At 61.0% G+C, this 13,780-nt stretch carries 10 protein-coding genes; all 10 read left to right on the plus strand.

Features of this window, described 5'->3' with window-relative positions; all coding sequences use genetic code 11:
- Nucleotides 1-153 precede the first annotated feature (153 nt).
- Entirely contained in the window at nt 154-1,638 is a 1,485-nt protein-coding gene (gene alg8, locus EQV97_RS08245; RefSeq protein ID WP_177328586.1) for a mannuronan synthase, read from the plus strand.
- Nucleotides 1,639-1,674: 36 nt separating this feature from the next.
- Nucleotides 1,675-2,844, plus strand: a complete 1,170-nt coding sequence (locus EQV97_RS08250; RefSeq protein ID WP_240888796.1) for an alginate biosynthesis protein Alg44 — start codon at nt 1,675-1,677, stop codon at nt 2,842-2,844.
- 9 nt (nt 2,845-2,853) lie between these two features.
- Entirely contained in the window at nt 2,854-4,365 is a 1,512-nt protein-coding gene (gene algK / locus EQV97_RS08255; RefSeq protein ID WP_240888797.1) for an alginate biosynthesis TPR repeat lipoprotein AlgK, read from the plus strand.
- Nucleotides 4,362-5,849 carry an alginate export family protein gene (locus tag EQV97_RS08260; RefSeq protein ID WP_122837580.1) on the plus strand — a complete coding sequence of 496 codons (1,488 nt, stop codon included), beginning with the start codon at nt 4,362-4,364 and terminating at the stop codon, nt 5,847-5,849. The genes algK and EQV97_RS08260 overlap by 4 nt, the downstream gene beginning before the upstream one ends.
- A gap of 26 nt (nt 5,850-5,875) precedes the next feature.
- Nucleotides 5,876-7,450, plus strand: a complete 1,575-nt coding sequence (gene algG / locus EQV97_RS08265; RefSeq protein ID WP_122837579.1) for a mannuronan 5-epimerase AlgG — start codon at nt 5,876-5,878, stop codon at nt 7,448-7,450.
- Nucleotides 7,451-7,460: 10 nt separating this feature from the next.
- Nucleotides 7,461-8,909, plus strand: a complete 1,449-nt coding sequence (locus EQV97_RS08270; protein ID WP_122837578.1) for an alginate O-acetyltransferase — start codon at nt 7,461-7,463, stop codon at nt 8,907-8,909.
- 11 nt (nt 8,910-8,920) lie between these two features.
- Complete coding sequence (locus tag EQV97_RS08275) at nt 8,921-10,051, plus strand: mannuronate-specific alginate lyase (protein ID WP_225570952.1); 1,131 nt, start codon at nt 8,921-8,923, stop codon at nt 10,049-10,051.
- Nucleotides 10,052-10,262: 211 nt separating this feature from the next.
- A complete protein-coding gene (locus EQV97_RS08280; RefSeq protein ID WP_122837576.1) occupies nt 10,263-11,828 on the plus strand; it encodes an MBOAT family protein in 1,566 nt (521 codons plus the stop codon).
- 11 nt (nt 11,829-11,839) lie between these two features.
- On the plus strand, nt 11,840-13,015 hold the full coding sequence (locus EQV97_RS08285) for an alginate O-acetyltransferase (RefSeq protein WP_122837575.1): 1,176 nt from the start codon (nt 11,840-11,842) through the stop codon (nt 13,013-13,015).
- A gap of 17 nt (nt 13,016-13,032) precedes the next feature.
- Entirely contained in the window at nt 13,033-13,689 is a 657-nt protein-coding gene (locus tag EQV97_RS08290) for an alginate O-acetyltransferase AlgF (RefSeq protein WP_045061381.1), read from the plus strand.
- The last annotated feature ends 91 nt before the right edge of the window (nt 13,690-13,780 follow it).

Genomic DNA, 13,780 nt, shown 5'->3' on the forward strand with positions numbered 1-13,780 from the left:
TCGCAGCCTTCGCCAGCGCCTACACAGGTTCACCCGGGTTTCGAGTGAACCCGAAAAGATCGGTGTCACCCGTAACCTTGCAAGTTTTTTGTAAGCCTGCCTTAACCCCATCGGGCCACCCCACAGGCTCGCCCGAGATCGAGACGGATGCAGATTATGCACAGGCTAAAGCACGGCCTACTTCAGGCCGCCGGCTGGCTGTTTTACCTCACTATTTTGATGGGCATCGCCATGGCGCTGCCTGTGTCCACGTTCGACTCCGAGTCGAAGGACTTCATCTTCCTGATCGGTATCGTCGGTATCTGGCGCTACTCGATGGGTGCCACGCACTTCCTGCGCGGCATGCTGTTTCTGTACGTGGTCTACCCGCACCTGCGCCGCAAAGTGCGCAAGCTGGGCAAGGCGGCGGACCCGTCCCACGTCTTCCTGATGGTCACCAGTTTCCGAATCGACGCGCTGACCACCGCCCAGGTCTACAGCTCGGTGATTCGCGAGGCCATCGACTGCGGCCTGCCGACCACCGTGGTCTGCTCCATCGTGGAAATGTCCGATGAGCTGCTGGTCAAAAGCCTCTGGTTGCGGATGAACCCGCCCGAGCGGGTCAAGCTCGACTTCGTGCGCATTCCCGGTACCGGCAAACGTGATGGCCTGGCCTACGGTTTCCGTGCGATCTCCCGGCACATGCCGGACGACCGTGCGGTTGTCGCCGTGGTCGATGGCGACACCGTGCTCGCCGAGGGCGTGGTGCTCAAGACCGTGCCGTGGTTCCAGCTGTTTGGCAACGTCGGCGGCCTGACCACCAACGAGTTCTGCGAAGTGCGCGGCGGCTACATCATGAGCGAGTGGCACAAACTGCGCTTCGCCCAGCGCCACATCAACATGTGCTCGATGGCCCTGTCCAAGCGCGTCCTGACCATGACCGGCCGGATGTCCGTATTCCGCGCCACCGTGGTGACCGACCCGGACTTCATCGCCGACGTGGAAAGCGACTCGCTGCAACACTGGCGCCTGGGCCGCTTCAAGTTCCTCACCGGTGACGACAAGTCGAGCTGGTTCAGCCTGATGCGCCTGGGCTACGACACGTTTTACGTGCCGGACGCGGCGATCCACACCGTGGAACACCCGCCGGAAAAGAGCTTCATCAAGGCCAGCCGCAAACTGATGTTCCGCTGGTACGGCAACAACCTGCGCCAGAATGCTCGCGCCCTGGGCCTGGGGGTCAAGCGCCTCGGCCTGTTCACTTCGGTGGTGCTGTTCGATCAACGCGTATCGATGTGGACCTCGCTGCTGGGCCTGACCGTGGCCATCATCGCCAGCTTCAAGTACGGCACCGCGTTCATCCTGGTCTACCTGCTGTGGATCGGCATCACCCGCCTGATCCTGACCCTGCTGCTGTCGTGCTCGGGTCACAAGATCGGTCCGGCCTACCCGGCGATCCTCTATTACAACCAGATCGTCGGCGCGCTGGTGAAGATCTACGTGTTCTTCCGCCTCGACCAACAATCCTGGACCCGCCAGGACACCAAACTGACCCGTGATCTCGCCAGCTTTCAACGTTGGTTCAACACCTGGTCGTCTCGGACCATGACCTTCTCCGCCGGCAGCATTTTTGTCGCCGTGCTGCTGATGATGGTCTGACCGCCCCCTTATTGAATTAACCAGGAAATCGCCTATATGAATACCGCCGTCAACGCCAACGTAGTGCACGAATCTGAAGCCCAGCGCCAACACGCTCGCGTGAAAATCCCGGCCAAGCTGCGTTTCTTCGGTCCCGACCGGACCCCGGTCGAAGCCCGGGTCATCGACCTTTCCGCCGGCGGCCTGGCCTTCAACGCCGGCCAGCTGCCGCTGAAGATCGGCGACGTGCACAAGGCTCGCCTGCAATTCGTGATCGACAACCTCGGCCTGGCCATGGACGTGGAACTGCAAGTGCGCTCGTTCGATCGCCAGACCGGTCGCGCCGGTTGCCAGTTCCAGAACCTGGAACCGCAGGACATCTCGACTCTGCGTCACCTGATCACTTCGCACCTGTCCGGCGACATCGTCAGCATGGGTGAAGTACTGGCGACCCTGCAGCGCGACAACTTCACCAAGGCGCGCAAAATGAAGGACGGCGGCCACGGCATGACCCCGTTCGGGCGTTTGCGTGCGGTGACGTTCAGCCTGGCGATTTTCCTCGTCGGCCTCACGGCGTTCGGTTTCATCTTCAAGTCGGTGTACGGCATGTACTTCGTCAGCCACGCCCAGGCGGGTCTGGTCAGCGTGCCGGGCATGAACATCACCATGCCCCGCGACGGCACCGTGCAGAGCCTGGTCAAGGCCGACGGCATCGCCGCCAAAGGCGCCCCGCTGGCGACTTTCAGCACCAGCATGCTCGATGTGCTCAAGGGCCATCTGGAAGAAGACCAGCTGCAGCCGGCCAAGGTTGAAGAGCTGTTCGGCAAGCAAATGACCGGCACCCTGACCTCGCCGTGCGACTGCACCGTGTCGCAGCAACTGGTTGCCGACGGTCAGTACGCCAGCAAGGGCGACGTGATCTTCCAGCTGGTGCCGCGCAACAGCGAAGCCAACGTCGAAGCGCGCTTTTCGTATCGCCAGTTCAGCGACGTGCGCCCGGGTACCCAGGTCAGCTTCCAGATCGCCGGCGAAGACAAGACTCGCACCGGCAAGATCGTCAGCAGCACCAGCCTGAAAAGCGCCGACCTGTCCTCCGACATCCGCGTCCTGATCCAGCCGGACGAGCCGCTGGACAGCAAGTTCGCCGGTCGCCCGGTTGAAGTGAACAGCGACCGTGGCCCCAACCTGAACTGGCTGATCGACAAAGCCATGGCGGCTGGTCTGTAACCGGAGGACATGCCCGTGACGATCATCAGTTTTCTGAGAACACCGAAATCCCTGTGGGAGCTGGCTTGCCAGCGATTGGATCACCCTGGTATTCCTGAAACACCGAGCGGCCTGAATCGCTGGCAAGCCAGCTCCCACAGGGGTCATCTGGTGTGCTCACTGGCATTGGCAGTCAGCCTCGCCGGCTGCGCCGGCCTGCCCGACCAGCGCCTGGCCAACGAAGCCCTCAAGCGCGGCGACACCGCCCTGGCCCAGCAGAATTACAAGCAACTGGCCGACCTCGGCTACAGCGAAGCCCAGGTAGGCCTCGCCGATATCCAGGTCGACAGCCGTGACCCGGCGCAGATCCGGCAGGCCGAGGCGACTTATCGCGCGGCCGTCGATGTCTCGCCGCGGGCCCAGGCGCGCCTGGGCCGCCTGCTGGTGGCCAAGCCCGGTTCCACCGAAGCCGAACAGCACGAAGCCGAAGGCCTGTTGAAGAAAGCCTCGGCCAATGGCCAGGGCAATACCCTGATTCCACTGGCCATGCTGTACCTGCAATACCCCCACAGCTTCCCGGACGTCAACGCGCAACAGCAGATCAGCCAATGGCGCGCCGAAGGCAAGCCTGAAGCCGGTCTGGCCCAGGTGCTGCTGTATCGCACCCAAGGCACTTACGACCAGCACCTGGACGAAGTCGAGACCATCTGCAAAGCCGCGCTCAATACCACCGACATCTGCTACGTCGAGCTGGCCACGGTCTATCAGAAACAGGCCAAGCCCGAGCAACAGGCCGAGCTGATCAAGCAGATGCAAGCCGCCCATGCCCGCGGCACCGTTTCCGCCCAGCGAGTGGACAGCGTCGCCCGCGTCCTCGGCGATGCAACCCTTGGGACCACCGACGAGAAAACCGCCCAGTCGCTGCTCGAAGGCATCGCCCCCGGCTACCCCGCTTCCTGGGTCAGCCTGGCGCAGCTGCTCTACGACTTCCCGGAACTGGGCGACGTCGACACGATGATGAAGTACCTGGACAACGGCCGCGCCGCCGATCAGCCGCGCGCCGAACTGTTGCTGGGCAAGCTCTACTACGAAGGCAAGATGGTCCCGGCCGACGCCAAGGCAGCCGAAGAACACTTCCAGAAAGCCGTCGGCCGCGAAGTCGCCGCCGATTACTACCTCGGCCAGATTTATCGCCGTGGTTACCTGGGCAAAGTCTATTCGCAAAAGGCCCTGGACCACCTGCTGACCGCTGCGCGCAATGGCCAGAACAGCGCCGACTTCGCCATCGCCCAGCTGTTCTCCCAAGGCAAGGGCACCAAGCCTAACCCGCTCAATGCCTATGTCTTCAGCCAGCTGGCCAAGGTCCAAGACACCCCTCAAGCCACCGAGCTTGCGCAAACACTCGAAGCCCAACTGCCGCCTGCCCAGCTCGCCGAGGCCCAACGCCTGTTGAAACAGGAACAGGCCGTTCGTGGTGCCTTGAGCCAGAACACGCTGCAACTGCACGCCCTGCAAGAAGAAGACGGCGAGGAATCCCTATGAAGTTGAATCCCTTTGTGCAGGCCGGCATTGGCCTGACGTTCGCCTTGCTGTGGTCGTGCCCGACCCTGGCGGCACTGACTGAAACCCAGAACTACGGCCTGGACGTGAAAATCACCGGCCAGTCCGAGGACGACCGTGACCTGGGTACCGCCAGCGGCGGCGACGTCAGCGGTGTGGGCCTGGACCTGCGCCCCTGGATCTACGGCGAAAGCGGCGCGTGGAGCGCCTACGCCATGGGTCAGGCGGTGACGTCCACCGACATCATCGAAACCGACACCCTGCAGCAGTCCGACAGCGACGGCTCCCAGACCACCGACAACAGTGATCGCAAGACCAAGAAGAACTACCTGGCCATGCGCGAGTTCTGGGTCGGCTACAGCGGCCTCACGCCTTACCCGGGCGAGCAGTTGAAGCTGGGGCGCCAGCGCCTGCGCAACGATGACGGTCAATGGCGCGACACCAACATCGAAGCGCTGAACTGGACCTTCGATACCACCTTGTTGCGCGCCAACGTCGGCGTTGCCGAACGCTTCAGCGAATACCGCACCGACCTCAAGGAACTCGCGCCCAAGGACAAGGATCGCCTGCATGCCTATGCCGACGCGGCCTATCAGTGGACACCGGGCAACTGGGTCGGCGTTCGCGGTCACCACACCCACGACGACGGCAAGCTCGACTACCCGGAACCGGGTGTAGCGGGCGATTCGCTGGACAAGAAGCAAAACGGCGACATCAGCTGGCTGGGCCTCACCGCCGACAGCGACGCCTACAACTACCGCAACACCAATACCCTCAATTACTGGGGCAGCATCACCGGCATGAGCGGCGACACCGACACGGTCAACGCGCTGAATGCCGACGGCACCCGTCCGGCCGAAGCCAAGCGTGGTGAAGACCTCAACGGCTGGGCCACCGACATCGGCGTGCGCCTGCGCCTCGATCAGCAATGGCAAGTCGGTGCCGCCTACGCCCGCGCCAGCGCCGATTACGAACAGAACGGCCTGGAAAGCAACCGCTCGAACTACACCGGCACCCGTTCGCGCGTGCACCGTTTCGGCGAAGCGTTCCGCGGCGAAATGAACAACATGCAGACCGCCACCTTGTTCGGTTCGTGGATGCTCAACGACGAATACGACGCCAGCCTGATCTACCACAAGTTCTGGCGCGTCGACGGCAACAAGCCGGTCGGCAGCAACGGCATCAATGCCGTACAGAACGACACCGACGACGTCACCGGTGCGGTGCTCTCCAGCACTTCCCTGCCACTGGAAGACGGCAACAAGGACCTGGGACAGGAGATGGACCTGGTGGTCACCAAGTACTTCAAGCAAGGCTTGCTGCCAGCGTCCCTGAGCCAGTCTATCGACGAGCCTTCGGCCCTCGTGCGTTTTCGTGGCGGCGTGTTCAAGCCGGGTGATGCGTATGGCAAGGACGTCGACTCGTACATGCACCGTGCGTTCATCGACGTGATCTGGCGCTTCTGATGCCAACTGCGAAGGGAGTGCCCGACATGAACAATCCGAAGCGAGGTTCAATCACCTTGCTGGCCGGCGCGATGCTGCTGGCAAGCGCGGCCGCCTTCGCCAACGTGGAACCGGCGAGCAAGCCGGTGACCATGGGCAAGGAACTGCAACAGGCCAAGACCTACACCGTCACCAGTGCGCCGACTGCGCCGCTGGAGCTGGCAAAACCCGAGCTGCCGGACACCTCCGGCTACACCGCCGAAGCCATTGCCGCCAAGATCGTTCGCACCAAGGCCGGCAAAGTCAGCGTGCGCCGGATGATGCAGGAAAACGCCCTGAAGGACTTCATCGGCGGCGATAACAAGATGGCTGAATGGGTGGTGCGCCAGCACGGCATCCCCCAGGCGATCTTCATCGACGACGGCTACATGAACCTCAAGGACCTGGCGAAGAAACTGCCCAAGCAGTACTTCAGCGAAACCTCGCCGGGTGTTTACCTGGCGAAGTTGCCGATCGTGGTCGGTGAAAAAGGCATCCTCGAAATCGACCAGCAGACCCAGGAACTGCGCCTGTCCCAGGAGGCCGGCTCGTTCCTGGTCAACGACGGCCAGCTGTTCGTGCGTGATACCAAAATCACCGGCTGGCGCGAAAAGGAAAATGGCCCGGCGACCTTCAAGTCGCCCAAGGAATTCCGTCCGTTCCTGTTGTCCTGGGGCGGCACCGAAACCTACATCGCCAACAGCAAGCTCGCCAGTTTCGGCTACGCCAACAGCAAGTCCTACGGCGTGAGTATTTCCCAATACACGCCGAACATGGCCAAGATGCTCAAGCGCCCTGAACCGACCGGCTGGATCGTCGGCTCCGAGTTCTCGGACATGTGGTACGGCTTCTACTGCTACGAAACCGAAGGCTTCGTGGTCAAGGGCAATACCTACAAGGACAACATCGTCTACGGCATTGACCCGCATGACCGCTCCCACGGCCTGATCATCGCCGACAACACCGTTTACGGCACCAAGAAGAAGCACGGGATCATCATTTCCCGTGAGGTCAACGACAGCTTCATCTTCAACAACCGCAGCTACGACAACAAGCTGTCGGGCCTGGTGATCGACCGAAACAGCGTCAACAACCTGGTCGCCTACAACGAGATCTACAAGAACCACACCGACGGCATCACCCTCTACGAGAGTGCCGACAACCTGCTGTATGGCAACAAGGTGATCAGCAACCGTCGCCACGGCATCCGGATTCGTAACAGCGTGAACATCCGCCTCTACGAAAACCTGGCCATGGCCAACGGCCTCACCGGCGTATACGGCCACATCAAGGACCTGAGCGATACCGATCGCGACATCAAGCTCGACCCGTTCGACGCCCAGGTCTCACTGATCATCGTTGGCGGCGAACTGGCCGGCAACGGCAGCGGCCCGCTGTCCATCGACTCGCCCTTGAGCGTCGAGCTGTATCGGGTATCGATGCTCGCCCCGACCAAATCCAGCGGCATCAGCTTCAACGGGATTCTTGGCGAGCGCCAGGATGAAATTCTCGACCTGCTGGTACGCCAGCAGAAAGCCGTGCTGATCGACCCTGTCGAACGCCAGACCGAACTGCAGGACTGAGGATAATTTTATGCACCCACACTTGATCAAATTACTCAGCCTGTCGGGCCTGACCCTGGGGATTCTCGCTGCCAGCAACGGCGTGCGCGCCGACGAGCTCAAGGCCCCGGAATTCGCCGCTGAACCTTGCTGCAACCTGTGCCCCGAAGCCCATGACGCGAAGAACTACACCACGCGTTACCAGCAGAACTTCACCACGCTGGTGCAGGCCCAGGGCGACTGGCTGTTCCGTACGCAGGAAGACTTGCGCACCGAGTTCGACACCACGCCAGCCGGCTACAAGCGCATGCAGCAACTGCACGATGCGTTCAAGAGCAAAGGCGTCGAGCTGGTGGTCGTGTACCAGCCTACCCGTGGCCTGGTGAACCGCAACAAACTCAATCCGCAGGATAAAGCCCAGTTCGATTTCGACAAGGCGCTGAAGAACTACAAGACCATGCTCGGGCGTTTCGCGCAGATGGGCTACGTAGTGCCCGACCTGTCGCCGCTGACCAACGAATCGCTGCCCGACACCCTGCCCGCCCACGATTTCTACTTCCGCGGCGACCAGCACTGGACCCCGTATGGCGCCCAGCGCACGGCAAAAATCGTGGCCGAGAAGGTCAAGCAGATTCCTGCCTTTGCCGACATTCCCAAGCGTGAATTCGAGACCCATAAGTCGGGTCGCATGGGCAAGACCGGAACATTACACAATATGGCCGGTCAACTCTGCGGCACCAGTTACGCCATCCAGTACATGGATCAATTCACCACGGAACCCAAAGGCGAAGCGGCCGATGGCGATCTGTTCAGCGACTCCGGCAATCCGGAGATCACCCTGGTCGGTACCAGTCACAGTGGCAAGAACTACAACTTCGCCGGTTTCCTCCAGGAGGCCATCGGCGCTGACATCCTCAACGTAGCGTTCCCTGGCGGTGGCCTGGAAGGTTCGATGCTGCAGTACCTGGGCAGCGAAGAATTCCAGACCAAGCCACCGAAGATCCTGATCTGGGAATTCTCGCCGCTCTATCGCCTCGACCAGGAAACCATCTACCGCCAGATGATGGCGCTGCTGGACAACGGTTGCGAAGGCAAGGAAGCACAGATGACCGGCAGCACCACATTGAAGCCGGGCAAGAACGAATTGATGGTCAACAGCAAGAACCTGAACCTGCAAAACAGCAGTCACCAGGTTGACATCCGGTTCGCCGATCCATCGGTGAAAACCCTGCAAGCCACCCTCTGGTACATGAACGGTCGCCACGAGGACATCAAGATCGACAAACCGGAAACATCCGACACCGACGGGCGTTTCGCCTTCGAGTTGCGCACGGACGAAGACTGGGCCTCGCAGAATTTGCTGGCCGTCGAAGTCCAGGGCCCTGAAGCAGGTGCCGCGCCGCAGAAAGTCGAAGCGAAAATCTGCAAACGCAACGTGTTCCCTGGCGCTGGGCAGCGTACCGCTCAAGCCGGGCAATGAGGTTACCTCTTATGACATGCATGCAATCGCGAACGCTGAAGAAGTTGCTCGCACCTTCTGTGCTGACGCTGGCGATGTTCGCCGGCGCCACCCAGGCCGCCGCACCACTGCGGCCACCCCAGGGTTACTTCGCGCCGATCGAGAAAGTGAAGACCGGCGACTTCAAGGATGGCTGTGATGCCATGCCAACGCCTTACACCGGCTCGCTGCAATTTCGCAGCAAGTACGAAGGCTCCGACAAGGCCCGTTCGACCCTGAACAAAGCATCGGAAAAGGCCTTCCGCGACACTACTGCGGATATCACCAAGATCGAGCGCGGTACCAGCAAGCGCGTGATGCAGTTCATGCGCGACGGTCGCCCGGAACAGCTCGAATGCACGCTCAACTGGTTGACCGCGTGGGCCAAGGCCGATGCATTGATGTCCAAGGACTTCAACCACACCGGCAAGTCCATGCGCAAATGGGCGCTGGGCAGCATGGCGTCTTCGTACATCCACCTGAAATTCTCCGACTCGCATCCGCTGGCGAACCATCAGCAGGAATCGCAGTTGATCGAGGCCTGGTTCAGCAAGATGGCTGATCAGGTGGTGAGCGACTGGGACAACCTGCCGCTGGAAAAAACCAACAACCACTCCTACTGGTCCGCCTGGTCGGTGATGGCAACTTCCATCGCCACCAACCGCCGCGACCTGTTCGACTGGGCCGTGAAGGAATACAAGGTCGGTGCCAATCAGGTCGATGCCGATGGCTTCCTGCCTAACGAAATGAAGCGTCAGCAACGCGCCCTCGCCTATCACAACTACGCCCTGCCGCCGCTGTCGATGATCGCCAGTTTTGCGCTGGTCAACGGTGTGGACGTGCGTCAGGAAAACAACGGCGCGCTCAAACGCCTGGGTGATCGAGTGCTCGCCGGGGTTGAAGACCCTGAGGCATTTGAGAAGAAGAACGGCAAGGAACAGGACATGACCGACCTCAAGGTCGACTCGAAGTTTGCCTGGCTGGAACCGTTCTGCACGCTCTACACCTGCTCCCCTGATGTGCTTGAGAAGAAGCACGAGATGCAGCCGTTCAAGACGTTCCGGCTGGGGGGTGACCTGACCAGGGTCTACGACCCGGCCAGCGAAAAAGGCAAAGGTTCTTAGGAACATTATTAAACCCTGTGGGAGCGGGCTTGCCCGCGATGGCGGTCTGACATTCAACATTGATGTCGACTGACCCAACGCTATCGCGGGCAAGCCCGCTCCCACAGGGTCAGCGTCAGGCTTCAGTTTTGTGTGTTGCCCTCCAGATTTCTGTGGGGGGTTTGGGGGGGCCGTTGGCCCTTGAATGTTGGTTAAACACGGAGAGATCGGGATGGTATTTTCATCCAATGTGTTCCTGTTTCTGTTCTTGCCGATCTTTCTCGGCATGTACTATCTGAGCGGAATACGCTATCGCAACCTGCTGCTGCTGCTCGCCAGTTACGTGTTCTATGCCTGGTGGCGCGTGGACTTCCTTGCACTGTTCGCAGCCGTCACGCTGTGGAACTACTGGATCGGCCTCAAAGTCGGCGCCGCCGGCGTGCGTACCAAACCGGCACAGCGCTGGCTGCTGCTAGGCGTGGCCGTCGACCTGTGCATTCTGGGCTACTTCAAGTACGCCAACTTTGGCGTCGACAGCATCAACGCGATGATGACCTCGGTCGGCCTGTCGCCCTTCATCCTGACCCACGTGCTGCTGCCGATCGGTATCTCGTTCTACATCTTCGAGTCCATCAGCTACATCATCGACGTCTATCGCGGTGATACCCCGGCGACACGCAACCTGATCGACTTTGCCGCTTTCGTGGCGATCTTCCCGCACCTGATTGCCGGCCCGGTCCTGCGTTTTCGCGACCTCGCCGATCAGTTCAACAACCGCACCCACACCCTCGACAAGTTTTCCGAGGGCTGCACGCGGTTCATGCAGGGTTTCATCAAGAAAGTCTTCATCGCCGATACCCTGGCGGTGGTCGCCGACCACTGCTTTGCCTTGCAGAACCCGACCACCGGCGACGCCTGGCTCGGCGCCCTGGCCTACACCGCGCAACTGTATTTCGACTTCTCCGGCTACAGCGACATGGCCATCGGCCTGGGCTTGATGATGGGTTTCCGCTTCATGGAAAACTTCAAGCAGCCGTACATCAGCCAGTCGATCACCGAGTTCTGGCGGCGCTGGCACATCAGCCTGTCCACCTGGCTGCGTGACTACCTGTACATCACTCTGGGCGGCAACCGCAAAGGCACGCTGACGACCTATCGCAACCTGTTCCTGACCATGCTGCTCGGTGGCCTGTGGCACGGTGCGAACATCACCTACATCATCTGGGGTGCATGGCACGGCATGTGGCTGGCGATCGAAAAGGCCCTGGGCCTGAATACCTCGCCACGCAGCATCAACCCGATCCGCTGGGCCCTGACGTTCCTGCTGGTGGTCATGGGCTGGGTCATCTTCCGCTCGGAAAACCTGCACGTCGCCGGTCGCATGTACGGCGCGATGTTCAGCTTCGGCGAGTGGTCGCTGTCGGAACTCAACCAGGCCAGCCTCACCGGCCTGCAAGTGGCGACCCTGTTCGTGGCCTACGCCACCCTGGCGTTCTTCGGCATTCGTGATTTCTACAGCAACCTGCCGCCTGAAAAGTCCAAACCTGCGGTGGACGCTACGACCGAAGGCCCGGCGACTGCCACCCCTGGAATGATCAAGGCCGTACCGGGCGACAACCCGGCCAGCATCCACGAACCGGGCTACACCGTTGGCGTTGAAGCCACCGTGCAACCGGCCTACTGGAGTGCTGACTGGTCGCGCTATGTGATGCGCACCCTGGTACTGCTGCTGTTCATCGCCTCGATCTTCAAACTGTCGGCGCAAAGCTTCTCGCCGTTCCTTTACTTCCAGTTCTGAGGGATCCGACCATGACCCGCTCATTACGTCTGTTCTACATCGCCCTGTTCATGGTGATCCTGGTGGTCCTGGGGCTGTGGTCCACGCGCAGCTTCCTGGGCTTCAGCACCAATGCCGAAACCACGGTACTCAACGGGCGCTGGGCCAAAGCGGTCGAGACGCACTACGACGAAGAGTTCCCGATCAAGCGCCTGGGCACCAACCTGTGGGCTGCGCTGGACTTCAAACTGTTCAACGAAGGTCGTCCGGGCGTGGTGCTCGGTCGCGATCAATGGCTGTACAGCGATGAAGAGTTCAACCCGATCGTCAACGAAGAGTTGAACCTGCAAGGCAACTACGCGCTGGTCGAAGGCGTGCGCCAGACCTTGAAAGACAAAGGCGTGAAACTGGTGATGGCGATCGTGCCGGCCAAGGCGCGCCTGTATCCGGAGCACCTGGGTGACGTGAAGCCTTCGAGCATTCACGGCAACCTGTACCAGGACTTCCATGCTCGCGTGGCAGCCAACAAGATCCTCGCCCCGGACCTGCTCGGCCCGTTCAACCAGGCCAAGCTCAAGGGTGAGCAAGTGTTCCTGCGCACCGACACTCACTGGACGCCGGAAGGCGCACAAGTGGCTGCCGAAACCCTGGCCAAAACCATTACCGCCAAGTTCCCGCTCAGCGGCGAACCGCAACACTTCGTTACCCAGCCTGGGGAGAAAGTCACCCACAAGGGCGACCTGCGCCTGTTTCTGCCGCTGGACCCGCTGTTCGAAAACCTGATGCCGGCACAAGAGCCGTTGCAGAAGCGCAACACGGTCGCCACTGGCGAGCAGCCTGCCGGTGATGACGCCCTGTTCGCCAACACCGAAGTTCCCGTGGCGCTGATTGGCACCAGCTACAGCGCCAACCCGAACTGGAACTTCGTCGGCGCGCTGAAACAGGCGCTCAACAGCGACGTGGTCAATTACGCCGAAGACGGCCATGGCCCGATTCTGCCGATGCTCACCTACCTCAAAAGCGACGCTTTCAAGAACAGCCCGCCACAGGTGCTGATCTGGGAGTTTCCTGAACGTTATCTGCCTGTGAACAACGAAATCGGTGACGCCGACCCGCAGTGGGTCGCAGAGCTTAAACAAGCCGGCGCCCGCCAACAAAACGTAGCCGCAACCACTAAATCCGAGACGCCCGACCGGGCGCAAAACTGAAAGAGAGAGGTACTACCATGACTTTCACTACAACTCCTCGTCGTCTCGCCAAGACCTTTGCACTGGCCGCGACCTTCAGCGTCCTGTCGATGAACGCATTCGCCGGTGGCGACTCCGCGCTCTACGGCCCCACCGCACCGAAAGGCTCGAGCTTCGTGCGTGTCTACAACGCGGGTAATGCTGAAGTCAGCGCCACCGTCGGCAGCACCAACCTGGCCGAAGTCGCGCCGCTGTCCAGCACTGACTTCAGCTTCATGCCGGGTGGCGACTACAGCGCCAAGGTCGGCAGCCAGTCGCTGCCGGTGAAACTGGCCGGTGACCACTATTACACCCTGGTCAACAACGCCAGCGGCGCCCCGCAACTGATCGAAGAACCGCCGTTCAAGAACAAGCAGAAATCCCTGGTGCGCGTGCAGAACCTGAGCGACAAGGCCCTGACCCTGAAAACGGCTGACGGCAAGACTGAAGTTGTGCCGTCCGTGGCGGCCAAGGGCCGTGGCGAGCGTGAAATCAACCCGGTCAAAGTCAGCCTGGCCCTGTACGACGGCGCCACCAAAGTCGGCGACGTGAAACCGGTTGCCCTGGAACGCGGTGAAGCCGCCGTGCTGTACGTCACCGGCAAAGGCAGCAGCCTGTCGCCAGTCTGGGTAAAACGCCCGGTTTCGACGCGCTAATCATTTTTTCGGAAGGCTGACACCCACCGGGGCCTTGAAACGGGCCCTACAGGGTCAGCGTCGACCTTCTGACACGGAACAAAAACAAGAG

This window comes from Pseudomonas sp. TMW22090, from assembly GCF_022496665.1.
Classification (GTDB): Bacteria; Pseudomonadota; Gammaproteobacteria; order Pseudomonadales; family Pseudomonadaceae; genus Aquipseudomonas; species Aquipseudomonas gregormendelii.

Coding starts and splice junctions, on each gene's coding strand:
- EQV97_RS08250 (WP_240888796.1), top strand. CDS start 1,675: ATGAATACCGCCGTCAACGCCAACGTAGTGCACGAATCTGAAGCCCAG.
- algK (WP_240888797.1), top strand. CDS start 2,854: ATGCCCGTGACGATCATCAGTTTTCTGAGAACACCGAAATCCCTGTGG.
- EQV97_RS08260 (WP_122837580.1), top strand. CDS start 4,362: ATGAAGTTGAATCCCTTTGTGCAGGCCGGCATTGGCCTGACGTTCGCC.
- algG (WP_122837579.1), top strand. CDS start 5,876: ATGAACAATCCGAAGCGAGGTTCAATCACCTTGCTGGCCGGCGCGATG.
- EQV97_RS08270 (WP_122837578.1), top strand. CDS start 7,461: ATGCACCCACACTTGATCAAATTACTCAGCCTGTCGGGCCTGACCCTG.
- EQV97_RS08275 (WP_225570952.1), top strand. CDS start 8,921: ATGACATGCATGCAATCGCGAACGCTGAAGAAGTTGCTCGCACCTTCT.
- EQV97_RS08280 (WP_122837576.1), top strand. CDS start 10,263: ATGGTATTTTCATCCAATGTGTTCCTGTTTCTGTTCTTGCCGATCTTT.
- EQV97_RS08285 (WP_122837575.1), top strand. CDS start 11,840: ATGACCCGCTCATTACGTCTGTTCTACATCGCCCTGTTCATGGTGATC.
- EQV97_RS08290 (WP_045061381.1), top strand. CDS start 13,033: ATGACTTTCACTACAACTCCTCGTCGTCTCGCCAAGACCTTTGCACTG.